Genomic DNA, 16,540 nt, shown 5'->3' with positions numbered 1-16,540 from the left:
AGGCTCCCATGAGCCCCAGAGACGAAATCCCCAACCTGCGCGGTCAAGACGGCGAAGGATCGGTGCAGGTCCATCAGGACGACGACGCCAAGATCGAAGGCGCAAAGGTGTTTGCCGTTTACGGCAAGGGCGGCATCGGCAAATCGACCACATCGTCGAACCTGTCGGCGGCCTTTTCCAAGCTTGGCAAGCGCGTGTTGCAGATCGGCTGCGATCCGAAGCATGACAGTACCTTCACGCTGACCGGCACGCTGGTCCCCACCGTGATCGACATCCTAAAAGAAGTCGATTTCCACGCCGAGGAACTGCGCCCTGAAGATTTCATCTTCGAAGGCTATAATGGCGTCAAATGCGTCGAGGCGGGCGGCCCCCCCGCTGGCACCGGCTGCGGCGGTTATGTCGTCGGCCAGACGGTGAAACTGCTCAAACAGCATCACCTGCTGGAAGACACCGATGTCGTGATCTTCGACGTGCTGGGCGATGTGGTCTGCGGTGGTTTTGCGGCCCCGTTGCAACATGCCGACCGCGCGCTGATCGTCACCGCCAATGATTTCGACAGCATCTATGCGATGAACCGGATCATTGCCGCCGTGCAGGCGAAATCCGCCAACTACAAGGTGCGTCTGGCGGGCTGCGTCGCCAACCGCTCCAAGGCGACAGACGAGGTGGACCGCTATTGCGCCACGGTCGGTTTCAACCGCATCGCGCATATGCCCGATCTGGATGCGATCCGCCGCAGCCGCCTGAAAAAGAAGACTCTGTTCGAAATGCCCGATGACCAGGACGTGGTCATGGTGCGCGCCGAATATATCCGCCTTGCCGAAACGCTCTGGAACGGGACCGAGGCGCTGGCGCCCGCACCGTTGCCGGATCGTGAAATCTTTGAACTGCTCGGGTTTGACTGATGACGCAATACGCCGCCACACGTGACCGGGTCGAACATTACTTCGACCGCACCGCGACCAAGGTCTGGGAACGGCTGACGTCCGACGCGCCGGTGTCGGGCGTGCGGGCGACCGTGCGCGCGGGCCGCGACCGGATGCGTGCGCTGATGCTGTCGCAACTGCCCGACGATCTGCGCGGCGCGCGGATCCTTGATGCGGGTTGCGGCACGGGTGCTATGGCGGTGGAACTGGCGCAGCGCGGGGCGGATGTGGTGGCGGTGGATATATCCCCCGCACTGGTCGAAATCGGCGCAAAGCGGATGCCAGCCGGTCTGCCCGGCACGATCACCTGGGTCGCGGGCGATATGCTGGACGCGACCACTGGCACGTTCGACCACGCCTTGGCGATGGATTCTCTGATCTATTACACCGCCCCCGATATCGCGGCGCTGCTGGACCGCGCTGCACCCCGGATCAACGGCAAGTTTGTCTTTACCCTTGCCCCGCGCACACCCGCGCTGATGCTGATGTGGCGCATGGGCAAGCTGTTCCCCGCCGCCGACCGCAGCCCCGTGATGATCCCGCACACGACCGCTGGCGTCGCCGATGCCCTGCGCAAAGGCGGCGTCAAAGGGGCGCTGCGCGATGTCGAGCGGGTCAAATCGGGATTCTACATCTCGAACGCGTTGGTCTTTGAAGGGGCGCGCAGATGATTTTCAAGGCATCATCACTTAAGCGGATTTCGGTCAACCTCTTGCCCTTCAGCGATGCGGTCAGTGACGACCTGCCGCTGGGCCAGTTGTTGCGCCTGTCGCTGTTTCAGGTGTCGGTGGGCATGGCGGCTGTGATGCTGCTCGGCACGCTGAACCGGGTGATGATCGTGGAGTTGAACATCGCCTCGACCCTTGTGGCGATGATGATCGCTATTCCGGTGCTGGTGGCCCCGTTCCGCGCGCTGGTGGGATTCAAATCCGACAACTACCGCTCTGCTATCGGGTGGAAACGTATCCCTTACCTGTGGTTCGGGACGATGTGGCAGTTCGGCGGGCTTGCGATCATGCCGATGGCGCTGCTGGTGCTGTCGGGGGATCGGACGCTGGACGCGGATTGGGCGGGCTATGTCGGCGCGGGCCTTGCGTTTCTGCTGACCGGTATCGGGATGCACATGACCCAGACCGCTGGTCTGGCGCTGGCCGCCGACCGCGCGACCGAGGAAACACGCCCCAAGGTCGTTGCCCTCCTTTATGTCATGAACCTTGTCGGCATGGCGGTTGCGGCCCTTATCATCGGCGCCTTGTTGCGCGATTACAGCGCCCTGCGTCTGGTGCAGGTCGTACAGGGCACAGCGGTTGTGACGCTGCTGTTGAACCTGATCGCCCTTTGGAAACAGGAACGTGTCACGCCGATGACTAAGGCGCAGCGTGAAGCGCCCGGCCCGACGTTCCGCGAAGCTTGGACCGATCTGGCCAAGGGCGGCGATGCGGGCCGTCTGCTGGCGGTCGTGTTCATCGGCACGATGGCGTTCAATATGCAGGATGTGCTGCTGGAACCTTACGGCGGTGAAATCCTCGGTTTGTCTGTCTCCGCTACCACGATGCTTACGGCGATGTGGGCCTGCGGCGCACTGGTCGGCTTTGCCTTTGCAGCGCGTTGGCTGGCGAAAGGGCTTGACCCTTACCGCATGTGCGCGCGCGGCATTCTGATCGGCGTCGTCGCCTTTACTGCCGTGATTTTTGCCGCGCCGATGGACTCGCATCTGATGTTCTATGTCGGCGCAGGTCTGATTGGTCTGGGGTCGGGCCTGTTCGGGGTGTCCACCCTGACCGCCGCGATGACCATGCCGACGATCGGGCGCGCCGGTCGCGGTCTGGCTCTTGGTGCATGGGGGGCTGCGCAAGCCACCGGCGCGGGGCTGTCCATCTTTATCGGGGGCACCACGCGTGACCTTGTAAACCACGCCGCTGGGAACGGCATACTGGGAGAGGCGCTCGCCACGCCTGCCACGGGGTATTCGGTCGTCTATCACACCGAAATCGCCCTTTTGTTCATCACACTGATCGTGCTGGGGCCGCTTGTGCGGTTGCGGCCGATAACACAACGGGGGTCTGCCAAGCTGGAATTGGCCGATTTCCCGACCTGATCCCGAAAGGACCACAACATGGTTGGAACTACATTCTTTGGCAACTTCGATCTGGCGAGCGCAGCAATCTGGCTTTTCTGGATCTTCTTTGCGGGTCTGATCTATTACCTGCAGACCGAAAACATGCGCGAAGGCTATCCGCTTCTGGACGAAGAAGGAAAGCCTGCCCCGAACCAGGGTCCGTTTCCGGTCCCTTCCGACAAGACATTCCACCTGCGCGACGGTCGCGGTGAACTGGCTCTGCCAAGCGGTCAGCGCGGTGATCGTGACGATCTGGCGCTGGTGCAATCGTCGCGCGCGGCGGGATCGCCTTACATCCCGACCGGCGATCCGATGATGGATGGCGTTGGTCCGGCATCCTGGGCGCCACGTCGTGACGTGCCGGAACTGGACGCGCACGGCCACGCCAAGATCCGTCCGATGTCGCAACTGCCTGAATTCCGCCTGTCGGCAGGCACCGATCCGCGCGGCAAGGTCGTCGTCGGCGGTGATGGCGAGGTTGTCGGCCGTGTGACCGACATGTGGGTCGATGTGCCGGAATCGCTGGTGCGTTTCCTGACCGTCGATCTGAACCCCGAAGGCAGCGGCAAGACCCGCCTGATCCCGATCAACATGTCACGGATCAAGGGCAATCGCGTCGTCGTCCGGTCGCTTTTTGCGCATAACTGGGATGGCGTTCCTGTGACCAAGTCACCGGATGTCGTCACCCTTCTCGAGGAAGAAAAGATCATGGGCTACTACGCCGGCGGCACGCTTTATGCGTCTGCCGCACGTCTTGAGCCGCAAGTCTGAACCGCTACCGGCCCCGGCTCGCCACCGGGGCCCTCCAACCCAAGGGAACACGACAATGAGCCACGACGATTTCGCAGTAGAACCGATCCCCGGCCTGCCCGAAAAGCTGCCCGCCGATGAATATATCATCTGGCAGGGATCGCCCGACCACAAAGCACTGGCGCGCGAAGCCTTGTCGGTGCGCTGGGTGGCAGGCTATTTCGCGCTGCTGACGGTGTGGCGCATTGGCGCGTCTTCCGCCGATTTTCCGATGCAGATCGCGGTGATGCATGGCTTGCCATTCGTCATCAGCGGCCTGATTGCCTGCGGCCTGCTGTATCTGGTCGCCTATGTGCAGGCGCGCGCCACGATCTACACGCTGACCAACAAGCGCGTCGCGATGCGGATCGGTGCGGCGCTGACCATGACGCTGAACCTGCCCTACACATGGATCGGCACCGCCAAGCTGGACCTGCGGCCCAAAGGCACCGGCACCTTGGCATTCGAGCTGATCGGAGACAGCCGCGTTTCCTATCTGATGACCTGGCCGCATATCCGGCCTTGGTACATGACCCGCACCCAGCCTGCGCTGCGCTGCATCCCCGATGCCGCCAATGTCGCCAAGCTGTTTGCGGAGGCTGCGGAAACCCGCATTTCCGCGCCGCAAGTCACCCGTGTCACCACCGAAACCGGCGCATCTGCCGTCGCAGCGGAGTAAATGTCATGGCACATTCCCCCAATACGATGAAGCATCCTGAAACGATCCTCGTGCCGCCCTTTGTCGCGCGGGCGATGTTCGCGCTGATGATCGCGGCGGTCGGTCTGGTCGCCTATGCCAAGATCACCGACAAGCCGCTGGTCGCCGTCGTGCAACAGGCCCCCGTCGTGCAAAGCATCGATGTCATCATCACCGGTGACAAAAGCGGGATTTATACGGTCACCAGTCTTGATGGCACCCTGCTGGCGCGGTCATCCGATGACATGGCAGGTTTTCTGGGCGTCATGGGCCGCGTGATCGACCGCGAACGCCTTGTGAACGGTGTGACCGGCACGCCGCCCCTGCAGGTCGTGCGGCGCGACAACGGCAATGTTGCCATTCTTGACCCAACCACGGGTATGGCGACCGAACTGATTGGCTATGGCGCCGATAACGTGGCAGCCTTTGCCAAGCTGCTGGATTGAAACTGCGGGCAGGCTAGCCCCCTGCGCGCGATGATGTGAAAGGGAACTCACATGGGACTATTTTTGAGAGAGACGGAAACCGCGCCTTGCACGGTGACCATTTCGCACCGGTTCGAGGAACTGTCGGCGCATGTCCGGCTGGACAACGGCGCTGTCATCTATCCGGGTGACACCGTGCAGGTGCAGGGGCCGGAAATCATGGCCGCCTTTGGTGAATTGATCGAGGAAAAGCGCACCGCGATCATCACGCGTGCCAGCAAGATCGAACAGCTCTGGACCCGCGCGACGGGCGATTTCGAATTCATGGAACTGTGTGAATTCTCCTTCAGCGACGAGGTGCTGTCATGAACATGCATTCATCCAATGCCGCCACCGCCGAAGAAGCGATTGCCGCGCAAGAGGCCTTGCCGCCGCTGACGAATGAAGAAGCGACCAAGGTTGCGATGTCGAACACGCTGCTGACGCCGCGGTTCTACACGACCGATTTTGCCGAAATGGACGCGATCGACGTGACCCCTGTGCGCGAAGACTGGGACGTGCTGATCGGCCAGATGAAGGCCGATCCCAACAAAGGCCATTTTCGCAAGAACGAAGACTGGGACCATGTCGATTGGGACGGGATGGAACCCAAGCTGAAGGCGGAGTTCATCGACTTCCTGATCTCAAGCTGCACGGCGGAATTTTCCGGTTGCGTGCTTTACAAGGAAATGAAACGCCGCGGATCGAACAAGGACATCACAGAGCTGTTCCAGCTGATGGCCCGTGACGAGGCGCGCCATGCCGGTTTCATCAACGACGCGCTGCGCGAGGCAGGCATTGCCGTGAATCTCGGTTTTCTGACGCAGGCCAAGAAATACACCTATTTCCGGCCCAAGTTCATCTATTACGCGACCTATCTGTCCGAAAAGATCGGCTATGCGCGCTATATCACGATCTATCGCCACCTCGAGGCGCATCCGGAATACCGGTTCCACCCGATTTTCAAATGGTTCCGCGAATGGTGCAATGACGAGTTTTCGCATGGCGAGGCGTTCGCCCTGCTGTTGAAAACCGACCCCGCGCTGACCGAAAGCCGGATGAACAAGCTCTGGATCAAGTTCTTCCTGACGGCGGTGTTTTCGACCATGTGGGTGCGCGACCACCAGCGCCCCGAGTTCCACAAGGCGCTGGGCGTTGATCCGGCGTGGTACGGGCAGGAAGTGTTCCGCAAGACATCGGACATCTCAAGGCAGGTATTCCCGATGGTGCTGGATATCGACCATCCCCGCTGGATTCCCGCGCTGAACCGGATGCAGGACGCCAATGTGCAGATCGCACAGGGGCGCAAACAGGGCGGCGTTGGCGGCTGGGTCAAGCGCATGGCCGGATCGGCCAGGGCGGCGACGGCCTTTGTGTCCTTGCTGACGATCCCTGTCGTCAAAAGCGAAGTGCCCGACAGCCCGCGCATGGCACCGGCCTATTGATGGCGCGGGCGGTTTTCATCCTGAAAACCGGTGGAGGCGCTGCCTCCACACCTCCGGGATATTTGTGCTCGGAAGATGAAACATGACCGGCGCGGTGACAGCCATCATCGCGGCGATCTTTCTGTGGTGGTTTTCCACGGGGGTTATCCTGCTGGCCGTGCGCAAGGCGGACCGTAGCGGTCGGCATCTGGAGACGGTGATCGCCGGTTTGCCGCTGCTGGTGGCCGGTGTCTGGGCGGTCGCAGCGTCGCTGATGCGCGCCGATGTGGCAGGCGTCTATCTGGGGTTTCTGGGCGCGCTGGCGATCTGGGGCTGGATCGAGCTTGCGTTTTTGGCGGGTGTCGTCACTGGCCCGATGCGTAACGACTGCCTGCCCGGAATGTCAGGAAAGCCACGTTTCTTTCGTGCCTTCGCGACTGTCGCCCATCACGAATTGCTGCTGACCGTCGGTCTGCTCGGGCTGGTTCTGGCCTCTGGCGGGGCAGAGAACCAGATGGCACTGGCGACTTACCTAATCCTCTATCTGGCGCGCATATTCGCCAAGCTGAACCTGTTTTTCGGCGTGCCGCGGATCAATATGGAATTCGTGCCGCTGCGCCTGATCCATCTGAAAAGCTATTTCCGGCGCGGCCCTGTCACGCTGGCCTTTCCTGCTGCGATTACGGCGCTGACCGCGTTGCTGGCACTGTGCACCGAGCGGTTGTGGTTTGCGGGGTCCGATGCGACGGTCGTCGGCTATGGTCTGCTGACCGCCCTGACCGCACTTGCCCTTCTCGAACACTGGCTGATGGTCATTCCATTGCCCGATGCGAAACTCTGGCGCTGGATGTTGCCTGCGCCCAAAACGATGCCCAAAGAAGAAAGATAAGACCGATGGATTTTGACGCCCTTTTTAATGCGCAGCTGGATCAACTGAAGGCCGATGGCAATTACCGCTATTTCGCGGAACTGGAACGCCAGTGTGGCAAGTTTCCCCGCGCGGCCAGCCATGCTGTGGACGGTGGCGTGCGCGATGTGACGGTGTGGTGTTCCAATGATTATCTGGGCATGGGCCAGCATCCCGCTGTGATCGGCGCGATGTGCGAAGCAGTCCAGCGCACCGGCACCGGTTCGGGCGGCACCCGCAATATCAGCGGCACCAACCATGACCATCTGCTGCTGGAACGCGAACTGGCCGACCTGCATGGCAAAGAGTCAGCGCTTTTGTTCACCTCGGGCTATGTGTCGAACTGGGCGGCGCTGTCCACTCTGGGCAGCCGGTTGGAGAACTGCGTGATCCTGTCGGATGCGGGCAACCATGCGTCGATGATCGAAGGCATCCGCCATTCGCGCGCGCAGAAGGTGATCTGGAAGCATAACGATTACCACGATCTGGAAATGAAGCTGCGCGCCCTGCCCGCCGATGTCCCCAAGATCGTCGCCTTCGAAAGCGTCTATTCGATGGATGGCGATATCGCGCCCATTCGCCAGATCGTCGAAGTCTGCGAAAAATACGGTGCCATGACCTATCTGGACGAAGTGCATGCTGTCGGCATGTACGGCCCGCGCGGTGGCGGCGTTGCCGAGCGTGAAGGTCTGATGGACCGCATCACCCTGATCGAAGGCACCTTGGGCAAGGCCTTTGGCGTGGTGGGCGGCTACATTACCGGATCGACTGCGCTGTGCGATTTCATCCGCAGCTTTGCGTCGGGGTTCATCTTTACTACGGCTCTGCCGCCAGCAATTGCTGCGGCTGCACGCACATCGATCGCATATCTCAAGGAATCCGAGATGGAACGCGCCCGCCAGCGCCGTCAGGTCGCGCGTTTGCGTGCCGCGCTCGACCGTGCAGGCATTCCGCATATGCATAACGACAGCCATATCGTGCCGGTTCTGATCAAGGACCCGGTCAAGACACGGATGCTGGCGGATTACCTGATGCGCGAATGGGACATCTATGTGCAGCCGATCAACTATCCCACGGTGCCCAAAGGCACGGAAAGGCTGCGTTTTACCCCATCGCCGCTGCATTCGGACGAAGATATCGACCATCTTGTCAATGCGCTGCGGGTATTGTGGAAACAATGCGCGCTTGCGCATGCCGTCGCATAAAAACTACACGATTTCTTTTGTATGCGGGGGTGGACCGATGCACAGGATGCATTACATTGAGGATCGACTGGGGCAACGGTCACAGAATCAGATCGAAAGGAATACGATCATGAAGAAGTTCACAATCGCCGCTGCGTTCGCCGTACTGGCGGCGCCGGCATTCGCACAAGATCTTACTCCAACCATTGGCGATGCCGCCAACGGGGAAGAGCAGTTCAACCGTCAGTGCGTGGCATGCCACATTGTTGCTGACGATGCAGGCAACGTTCTGGCCGGCCGCAACTCGCGTACGGGTCCGAACCAGTATGCCCTGGTCGGCCGCGCGATCGGGTCTGCCGAAGATTTCAACTATAGCGATGGGCTGGTGGCTCTCGGCGAAGCTGGCGAAGTCTGGAACGAAGAGAATTTCGTGGGCTACGTTCAGGACCCGACCGGCTGGCTGCGTGAAAAGCTGGACGACCGTCGCGCCCGTGGCCGGATGGCCTATCAGGTGCGTGCCGAACAGGATGCCTATGATCTTTATGCCTATCTCGCCACATTCTCCGATCTGGAAGCTGGCGCAGAAGAGACAGTGACGCAGTAACGTACCGCCTCGCAGTATCAAAAAGGCTGTCAGGGAAACCTGGCAGCCTTTTTTATTGGCTTGTCACCAGCTTTGCGATCAGCGCTGCGTTTTCTTCATGCGCCAAATGGCCCAGCCCCGCCAGTTCTGTCAGGCGCGCCTGCGGCAGCCGTTGCGCCGCATCGCGACAGACTGAGGGCGGCACGGCCTTGTCGTTCAGCCCGACGATCAGATGCACCGGCACCATGATCTGCGGCAAACGCGCCAGCAACCCGTCGAGCGACCATTGCGCCATCATCGCCAATGTTCCGTCGACATGCCCACGGTCACTCAGCAGCCGCAGATAGAGATCGACACCCGCATCATCCAGATACGATCCGGTGCCCTTTATCAGCGACTGGATCGTGCTGCGGCTGCTGGTGGCGGTGACAAGGCTGGCACTGAACGGGGTCGCGGCAAGAGCTTTGGCCATGGCGGGAAACAGCAAACCCGCGACACCCTTGAAATTGCTGAGTGCGGCGTTGACCAGCACGATTTCGGCGGGCCGCAGACCCAGTTCCCACAGCCGCAGGGCAATCGCGCCGCCAGCCGAATGGCCGACGATGATCGCAGGGTCCCAGCCTTGGGCGCGGCAGAGCGACAGGATATCCTCGGCCATGTGGTCCAGCCCGCAGCGTTGCCGCGCGCCCATCTGGGTGAACCCCTGACCGGGCAGGTCGATGGCCACGACGTGATGCGTCTGCATCAGGATCGGGAACAGATGCCGGAAACTTTGCGTGGCCCCGCCTGCGCCGTGGATCAGCAGGATCAGCGGGCCACTGCCCGCCTCTTGCACGTGCCAGCGGTGCGGGCGGTGCAGGATCTGGCGGGAATGGTCTGACAGCGGCCAGTCGCGCGGGGGCCAGCGCATCAGTCGCCCAAGGCGGTGGCAACGCCCGCCGACAGGCGCGCCGCATCTGCGCGCGGCAAGGGCAGATAGATCGCGCCCAAGGTCTGCGCCAGCGCGGACAGAGCCGGTTCCGGTCTGTTGCCTGTGTCGATCACCAGCGCGTCGATCTTTTGGGCGCGCACCGCCTGCGCCATGCGCTGGGCATCGGCGGCGGCCTGCATGCGGTTGCCCGCACCATCTAGCGCCACGTTCGCGCGCCCGTCCGTCAGGATCACGATAGTCGGCGTCAGCCCTTTGCGCGTGGCGGCGATGGCCTGCTCCAGTGCGGCCACGATGCCCGCCGCAAGTGGTGTGCCACCGCCCCCCGGCAAGGCGGCAAGGCGGCGTTTTGTCTGCACCAGCGACCGTGTGGGCGGCAGCAGCACCTCGGCCTGCGTCCCGCGAAACGACACCAGTGCCACGTGGTCGCGCCGCGCATAGGCTTGCGCCAGAAGCAGCTCGATTGCGCCTTTCGCCTCGGCCAGCCGCGACAGCGCGGAAGACCCAGAGGCATCGACGGTGAATACCAGCAGGCGGTCGGATTTTTCCTCGAACCGTTTGACGCGGATATCGTCGCTGCGCACTTGCAGCCCGTCGCGCCCTGTCGCCTGTTTGCGGATCGTCTGCCAAGGTGCTGCGGCGCGTAGGGTAGCGACAATATCAATCCGCGCGCCATCGCCCAATCGACCTGCGCGCGACGGCATCGGCCTGCCGCGCCGGTTGCCCTTGCGCGCGGCCCCGCTGCCGCTGCCCTTGCCTTGTCGCGCCTTTTGCGCAGCGATCCGGTCGAGCAGGTTGTCGGGCAACAGCGCCTTGATCGCCTCCAGCAGCAATTCGTCCGGCAGGTCGAGCGTGTCGGTCTGATCCTGATCGTCGCTGTCGGTCTGGTCAGGTTCGGGGGCGTCCTGTTCCTGTTCGTCGCTGCCCGGCATCTGCGTGGCGCGATGGGCGAAAACCAGCAGGCAGGCGACTTCGACATCATCTGCATCGACGGTCATCTTGCCGCGCAAGGCGGCATGGGCCTTGGCAGCGCGCAATGCAAACAGTGGCGCGCGCAGGCTGTCGATGCCGAATTGCGCGGCGATCCGTGTCAGTTGTTCACACAGATCATCGGGGACAGCCACTTGCCGCAGATGGGTGATCGCGGCGGCGGGGTCGAAAGGCTCGGGCAGGGTGGCCTCGGTCACGCTGACCTCCGACAGGTCGGCGGCAAAGGCCAGCCGCTCCGCCAGTTTCGGGTTCAGCGCCTCGTCCGGTTCAGCGCCTTCGTCGAGCGCGATCAGCCGGTGGGTGGTGCCGGCATCCAGCACCATCGCCAGACGTGCGGCCAGTTGCGTCGCCGCCCGTTCCGCCATCGTCAGGATCACCGTGCCGGGGCGCGATAACAGACCCTGTTCCTGCACAAACCGGCCTTTGGCCAGTGTCGCTGACAGGTCCAGCCCGCCAAACAGCGCCTCGTCGGAAATCGCGGGATGGATGCGGTGTTGCGGCTGCGGCAACCAGTCCAGCAGACCGACCAGCCTGTCGCGCACTGGCCCGGACCGTGCGCGTACCGCTATGCCGCCCAGCGCGGGGTCAATCGCCAGCAACTGCATCGCAAGGATGGCGCGGTGCCAGACGGCCTCAGCCAAGGGTTTCTTCCACAATCCGCGCAACCCGCGTGCCGCTGCCCGCCTCGTCCAGAGGATCGCGGCGCAGGCGGTGGCGCAGGGCCATCGGCGCCATATCCTTGACATGCGCACGGGTCAGCGCGGTGTCATTGCGCCACGCGGCATAGGCGCGGGCAGCTTTCAGCAAGGTCAGTTCGCCGCGCAAACCATCGGACCCCAGCGCAAGGCACAATTCGGCCACATCATGCAGCGTCTTTTCGGGCGTTTTTAGCCGTGTCAGAGCCTTTCTTGCCGTCAAGATCCGGTCGCGGATCGCTGCATCCTCGGCCTGCCAGCGCAGCATGAAGGCGGTGTTGTCGTTGTCGAACGCATCGCGGCGTTTGATCACCTCTACCCGCGTGGCGATATCCTTGGGTGATGCCACCTCGACCGACAGGCCGAAACGGTCCAGCAGCTGCGGGCGCAATTCGCCTTCCTCGGGGTTGCCGGAGCCGACGAGCACGAAACGTGCGGCGTGACGGATCGACAGACCTTCGCGTTCCACCACGTTTTCGCCCGATTGCGCCACGTCCAGCAGCAGATCGACGATGTGATCTTCCAGCAGGTTCACCTCGTCGATATAAAGATATCCGCGATTGGCGCGCGCCAGCAGACCGGGTTGAAATGCCTTCTCGCCCTTGGTCAGCGCCTTTTCGATATCGAGCGCACCGGTCACACGGTCCTCGGTCGCGCCAAGCGGCAGATCGACAACGGGGGTGGGCATTTCGACCAGCGTTTTTGTCTCTAACACAGCCCAATCGGGCACATCGGCGGGTTTGGCGCTGTTCACGGGGCAGCCCTGTACCGCCATGATCGGCGGCAGCAAGGCGGCCAGCGCGCGCACGGCGGTCGATTTGCCGGTGCCACGGTCGCCGAACACTAGCACACCACCGATGGACGGGTCGATGGCGGTCAGGATCATGGCCTGTTTCATCTCGTCCTGACCGACGATGGCGGAAAAGGGGAAGGGCTGTTTCATGCGGCCTCTGGTCTGGCAAGGGGGGAGATGCCGTTCCACGTGCCGGCATCGGAATGCACGGCGAAACGGGCGTAGAGTTCTTCGCTGAACCAGCCTTCGTCACGCACGGCGCGGATCGCTTCGGCATGCGGGCCGGTGCGGGCGAAAGCAGCCATCGCGGCCTCTGACGGCCAGATCGAGAACGTGACCTGATGCAGCATCGGCACTTCACCAATGCCGATCTTGAACATCACATTGCTGTCCGCGCCGATCTTGGCGGAAATGTTGGGCACCCGCCCCCAGAACCGCGCAAGGATGCGTGGCTTGATCGTCGCGCGCGTCAGCGCGGCCAAAGGACCGGGCGTGGCGGTTGCGTCTGGCGTGAAGGGTTCCTTGCCCGACCATTGCCCGCGGGCTGATTGGGTTTGCAGAAAGACCGTCCAGTGTTCCGCCGCGCGGCCCATATAGCGGGCGAAAACGCCTGTGCTGGTGCGCGCCTTGGCGGTTGCGATGTCGGGCCATGTCGCAAGGATCGCATAGACGGCAGTGTTCGGAACAGGTGTGAACCCTTCGCCGGTGCCTGACCCGCACAGCTTCCAGAATCCGATGTCAGGCGTGCGCGACAATGGCAACCGCGCGCCGCCCATCATCACCAGCGCCCAAGCCCGCGCCAATGGCCCGGCAAAGCGGAAAAACGACAATGTCACGATCTGGGTCAAGGGCGGGCCTGCGTTTGTGTCAACTTAGTCTGACATAGCACCCATCTTTTTGAAAGGGTGCGCGAATAATATTTGTCAACTTTGGTTTACACATCTACTGTAGATTCATGTTTACATCTGACCACACCGATTCAAATGCTGCAATCGTGATTGGCGCGGGGCTTGGTGGCCTTGCTGCCGCGATGCGACTGGGCGCCAAGGGCTATGCCGTCACCGTTCTGGACCGGCTCGACAGCCCCGGTGGGCGGGGGTCGTCCGTCACGCAGGACGGGCACCGTTTCGATCTGGGTCCGACGATCATCACCGTGCCGCAGGTCTATGAAAACCTGTGGCGGGACTGCGGACGTGATTTCCACAAGGACATCAGCCTGCGCCCGATGGACCCGTTCTACGAGGTGCGCTGGCCCGACGGATCGACATTCACCGCGCGGCAGGACACCGATGCCATGCTGGCCGAGGTTGCCCGCCTCAGCCCCAATGACGTGGCAGGCTACAAGCGATTCCTGAAAGACAGCGAGGCCTGCTACAAGGTCGGGTTCGAAGGCATGGTCGCCAAGCCGATGAACCGCATCATGGACACGGTCAAGGTCCTGCCCGAATTCGCGCGGCTGCGCGCGGACCGGTCGATCCTCGGGCTGGCCAAGGCGCGGGTCAAGGATGCCCGCCTGCGCATGGCTTTGTCGTTCCATCCGTTGTTTATCGGGGGCGATCCGCGCAAGGTGACGTCGATCTATTCGCTCGTCGCCTATCTCGAAAAAACTTATGGCGTGCATTACGCGATGGGCGGCGTGCAGGCGATTGCCCATGCGATGGTCAAGGTCATCAAGGGGCAAGGCGGCACTGTCCGCCAGAATGCCGAAGTCGACGAGGTGCTGATCGAAGACGGGGCTGCGAAGGGCGTGCGCCTGACTGATGGCACCGTGCTCCATGCGCCGCTGGTCGTCAGCAATGCGGACGCGGGCCATACCTATCAGCGCCTGTTGCGCAACCATCCGCGCAAACGCTGGACCGATGCCAAGCTGAAATCGCGCCGCTGGTCGATGGGTCTGTTCGTCTGGTATTTCGGGACCAAAGGCACGGCGCAGATGTGGCCCGACGTGGGCCATCACACGATCACCAACGCCCCCCGTTATGAAGGTCTGCTGCGTGACATTTTCATCAAAGGCAAATTGTCCGACGACATGAGCCTCTATATTCACCGCCCCGGTATCACCGACCCCAGCGTCGCGCCCAAGGGGGATGATACGTTCTATGTCCTTTCACCTGTGCCGCATCTTGGTTTCGACAATCCGGTGGACTGGCAAAAGGAACGCGACATCTACAAGGCCAAGGTCATGGCCGAAGTGGAAAAGACCATCCCCGGTTTTGCAGAGCGCATCAGCACCGAAATGATCCTGACGCCCGAGGATTTCCGCGACCGGTATCTGTCGCCGAACGGATCGGGGTTTTCGATCGAACCGCGCATCCTGCAATCCGCCTATTTCCGCCCCCACAACATCAGCGAAGAGGCCAAGGGCCTGTTTCTTGTCGGCGCAGGCACGCATCCCGGTGCCGGAGTGCCGGGTGTTATTTCCAGCGCCGAGGTGCTGGCGAAGCTGGTCCCCGACGCCGCGCCCGGCGCCGCGTTGAAGGTGGCGGCAGAATGATCCGGCCCGACGATCTGGCGCATTGCGAAAACGCGATCCGCCACGGGTCGTTGTCGTTTCACGCGGCCTCGCGCCTGCTGCCCTCCTCGGTCCGCGATCCCGCGCTGGCGCTTTATGCCTTTTGCCGTCTGGCCGATGACGAGGTCGACGAAGGCACCCAGCAGGCCGGTGCCGTGCTGCGGTTGCAGGAACGGCTGGACCTTGCCTATGCCGGCCGCCCGCGCAACGCACCCGAAGACCGCGCCTTTGCCGCGATTATCGAAGAATTCGACATGCCGCGCGCCTTGCCCGATGCCTTGCTGGAAGGGCTGGCATGGGACGCAGCCGAATACCGCTATGACAGCTTGTCCGGTGTGCGCGCCTATTCCGCGCGTGTGGCCAGTGCCGTGGGTGCGATGATGTGCGTGCTGATGCGGGTGCGCGACCCCGATGCGCTGGCCCGCGCCTGCGATCTGGGTGTCGCGATGCAGCTGACCAATATCGCGCGCGATGTGGGCGAAGATGCGCGGATGGGCCGGATCTATCTGCCGCTCGATTGGCTGGCCGAGGCGGACATCGACCCGCTGAACTTTACCCGCGACCCGCTGCCCGACACGGCTTTGCGCGGCATGGTCAAACGGTTGCTGGCCGAGGCGGACAGGCTTTATCTGCGGTCCGAATCCGGCATCAATACCCTGCCCGTCAAGGCGCGCACCGGTATCTGGGCCGCGCGGCTGATCTATGCGGGCATCGGCAGACAGGTCCGGCAGAACGGCTATGACAGCATCACGATGCGCGCGCGGACGTCCGTGGCGCAGAAAATGGGCTGGGTCGGGCAATCCGCGCTGCGCACGGCGTGGTCAGTTGTAACGCCAAAGTCGCCCATCATTTACGCGCGTCCTTTGGACGAGGTGGCCTTTCTTGTCGATGCCGTAAGTCGGTCCAAACCCAGCCAAAGCCGGTCCCTCGCCGTGCTTGATGTGCTGGCCGATTTGCGCAACCGCGAAGCAGGGGTTGGAAACACCGGCCATCGCGCCTAGGTATCGGGGGTACCGCGAAAGGGCCCCTGATGGACTATCTTCTGTTCTTCCTGTTTCTGGCTGCGACTTTCGCCGCCGGATCGACGGGTGCGATGTTTCCGACAGGCGCGTGGTACAAAAGCCTGAACAAGCCGACATGGGTGCCGCCTGACTGGGCTTTTCCGGTCGCATGGACCTCGATCTATCTGCTGATCTCTTTCGCAGGCGCGCGCGTGGCCGTCATCGATGGCAACGCCTATGCGATGGCGTTCTGGGCGATCCAGATCGCGTTTAACGCGCTGTGGACGCCGGTATTCTTCGGCCTGCGTCGCCTGAAAGGATCGCTGCCGATCATCGCGGGGCTCTGGCTGGCCGTGCTGGGCTGCACGATCACGCATTTCCAGCTGGATTTCTGGGCGGGTCTGGCCTTCGTGCCCTATCTGCTTTGGGTGACGATCGCGACCGCGCTTAGCATCGCGATGGTGCGGCTTAATCCCAACGAAAAGCCGCTCGACCTCAGCGCGATCTGACCCCCCTTGAACACCGCCG

General features: G+C 62.4%; 18 protein-coding genes. 14 read left to right on the top strand and 4 right to left on the bottom strand.

The window, feature by feature from the left end:
• The first annotated feature begins 8 nt into the window (after positions 1 to 8).
• The 11 genes from bchL (at position 9) to VCK47_RS10095 (ending at position 9,114) form a co-directional block, all read left to right on the top strand.
• Positions 9 to 905 carry a ferredoxin:protochlorophyllide reductase (ATP-dependent) iron-sulfur ATP-binding protein gene (gene bchL / locus VCK47_RS10145; RefSeq protein WP_322890975.1) on the top strand — a complete coding sequence of 299 codons (897 nt, stop codon included), beginning with the start codon at positions 9 to 11 and terminating at the stop codon, positions 903 to 905.
• Positions 905 to 1,597 (top strand): magnesium protoporphyrin IX methyltransferase, encoded by a 693-nt coding sequence (gene bchM, locus VCK47_RS10140; protein ID WP_322890974.1) that lies wholly within the window; start codon positions 905 to 907, stop codon positions 1,595 to 1,597. The genes bchL and bchM overlap by 1 nt, the downstream gene beginning before the upstream one ends.
• A complete protein-coding gene (locus tag VCK47_RS10135; RefSeq protein WP_322890973.1) occupies positions 1,594 to 3,024 on the top strand; it encodes a PucC family protein in 1,431 nt (476 codons plus the stop codon). Before bchM ends, VCK47_RS10135 begins: the two co-directional genes overlap by 4 nt.
• An 18-nt stretch (positions 3,025 to 3,042) precedes the next feature.
• A complete protein-coding gene (gene puhA, locus VCK47_RS10130) occupies positions 3,043 to 3,816 on the top strand; it encodes a photosynthetic reaction center subunit H (RefSeq protein ID WP_322890972.1) in 774 nt (257 codons plus the stop codon).
• Between the two features lie 55 nt (positions 3,817 to 3,871).
• Positions 3,872 to 4,513 carry a photosynthetic complex putative assembly protein PuhB gene (gene puhB, locus VCK47_RS10125; protein ID WP_322890971.1) on the top strand — a complete coding sequence of 214 codons (642 nt, stop codon included), beginning with the start codon at positions 3,872 to 3,874 and terminating at the stop codon, positions 4,511 to 4,513.
• A 5-nt stretch (positions 4,514 to 4,518) separates the two neighbouring features.
• The gene (puhC, locus tag VCK47_RS10120; protein ID WP_322890970.1) at positions 4,519 to 4,977 is read left to right on the top strand and encodes a photosynthetic complex assembly protein PuhC; all 459 of its coding nucleotides are present in this window, start codon (positions 4,519 to 4,521) and stop codon (positions 4,975 to 4,977) included.
• 51 nt (positions 4,978 to 5,028) lie between these two features.
• On the top strand, positions 5,029 to 5,325 hold the full coding sequence (locus VCK47_RS10115) for a hypothetical protein (RefSeq protein WP_322890969.1): 297 nt from the start codon (positions 5,029 to 5,031) through the stop codon (positions 5,323 to 5,325).
• Positions 5,322 to 6,440 (top strand): magnesium-protoporphyrin IX monomethyl ester (oxidative) cyclase, encoded by a 1,119-nt coding sequence (acsF, locus tag VCK47_RS10110; protein WP_322890968.1) that lies wholly within the window; start codon positions 5,322 to 5,324, stop codon positions 6,438 to 6,440. Before VCK47_RS10115 ends, acsF begins: the two co-directional genes overlap by 4 nt.
• An 82-nt stretch (positions 6,441 to 6,522) precedes the next feature.
• Positions 6,523 to 7,308 carry a putative photosynthetic complex assembly protein PuhE gene (gene puhE / locus VCK47_RS10105; RefSeq protein ID WP_322890967.1) on the top strand — a complete coding sequence of 262 codons (786 nt, stop codon included), beginning with the start codon at positions 6,523 to 6,525 and terminating at the stop codon, positions 7,306 to 7,308.
• Between the two features lie 5 nt (positions 7,309 to 7,313).
• Positions 7,314 to 8,531 carry a 5-aminolevulinate synthase gene (hemA, locus tag VCK47_RS10100; protein WP_322890966.1) on the top strand — a complete coding sequence of 406 codons (1,218 nt, stop codon included), beginning with the start codon at positions 7,314 to 7,316 and terminating at the stop codon, positions 8,529 to 8,531.
• Positions 8,532 to 8,640: 109 nt separating this feature from the next.
• On the top strand, positions 8,641 to 9,114 hold the full coding sequence (locus VCK47_RS10095) for a cytochrome C (RefSeq protein ID WP_322890965.1): 474 nt from the start codon (positions 8,641 to 8,643) through the stop codon (positions 9,112 to 9,114).
• A gap of 52 nt (positions 9,115 to 9,166) precedes the next feature.
• Here VCK47_RS10095 and bchO read toward each other — a convergent pair whose 3' ends face one another.
• From bchO to crtA, 4 genes are read right to left on the bottom strand one after another with little or no spacing between them, the layout of a single operon-like run.
• Positions 9,167 to 10,003 carry an alpha/beta fold hydrolase BchO gene (gene bchO, locus VCK47_RS10090; RefSeq protein ID WP_322890964.1) on the bottom strand — a complete coding sequence of 279 codons (837 nt, stop codon included), beginning with the start codon at positions 10,001 to 10,003 and terminating at the stop codon, positions 9,167 to 9,169.
• A complete protein-coding gene (locus tag VCK47_RS10085; RefSeq protein WP_322891269.1) occupies positions 10,003 to 11,616 on the bottom strand; it encodes a magnesium chelatase subunit D in 1,614 nt (537 codons plus the stop codon). Before VCK47_RS10085 ends, bchO begins: the two co-directional genes overlap by 1 nt.
• 28 nt (positions 11,617 to 11,644) lie before the next feature.
• Entirely contained in the window at positions 11,645 to 12,649 is a 1,005-nt protein-coding gene (gene bchI / locus VCK47_RS10080; RefSeq protein ID WP_322890963.1) for a magnesium chelatase ATPase subunit I, read from the bottom strand.
• A complete protein-coding gene (gene crtA / locus VCK47_RS10075; protein ID WP_322890962.1) occupies positions 12,646 to 13,347 on the bottom strand; it encodes a spheroidene monooxygenase in 702 nt (233 codons plus the stop codon). The genes bchI and crtA overlap by 4 nt, the downstream gene beginning before the upstream one ends.
• A gap of 107 nt (positions 13,348 to 13,454) precedes the next feature.
• Between crtA and VCK47_RS10070 the strand changes: the two genes are divergently transcribed.
• The 3 genes from VCK47_RS10070 to tspO are packed head-to-tail and all read left to right on the top strand — an operon-like array spanning position 13,455 to position 16,521.
• The gene (locus VCK47_RS10070) at positions 13,455 to 14,993 is read left to right on the top strand and encodes a phytoene desaturase (protein ID WP_322890961.1); all 1,539 of its coding nucleotides are present in this window, start codon (positions 13,455 to 13,457) and stop codon (positions 14,991 to 14,993) included.
• Positions 14,990 to 16,012: a 15-cis-phytoene synthase gene (gene crtB, locus VCK47_RS10065; protein WP_322890960.1), complete on the top strand. Its 1,023-nt coding sequence runs from the start codon at positions 14,990 to 14,992 to the stop codon at positions 16,010 to 16,012. The genes VCK47_RS10070 and crtB overlap by 4 nt, the downstream gene beginning before the upstream one ends.
• A 29-nt stretch (positions 16,013 to 16,041) precedes the next feature.
• Complete coding sequence (tspO, locus tag VCK47_RS10060; protein ID WP_322890959.1) at positions 16,042 to 16,521, top strand: tryptophan-rich sensory protein TspO; 480 nt, start codon at positions 16,042 to 16,044, stop codon at positions 16,519 to 16,521.
• The last annotated feature ends 19 nt before the right edge of the window (positions 16,522 to 16,540 follow it).

It is taken from the genome of Yoonia sp. 72, assembly GCF_034652275.1.
In the GTDB taxonomy this organism is placed as follows: Bacteria; Pseudomonadota; Alphaproteobacteria; order Rhodobacterales; family Rhodobacteraceae; genus Yoonia.
Note: the sequence above shows the minus strand (reverse complement) of the source record. Positions and strands in the feature narration are given on the sequence as shown.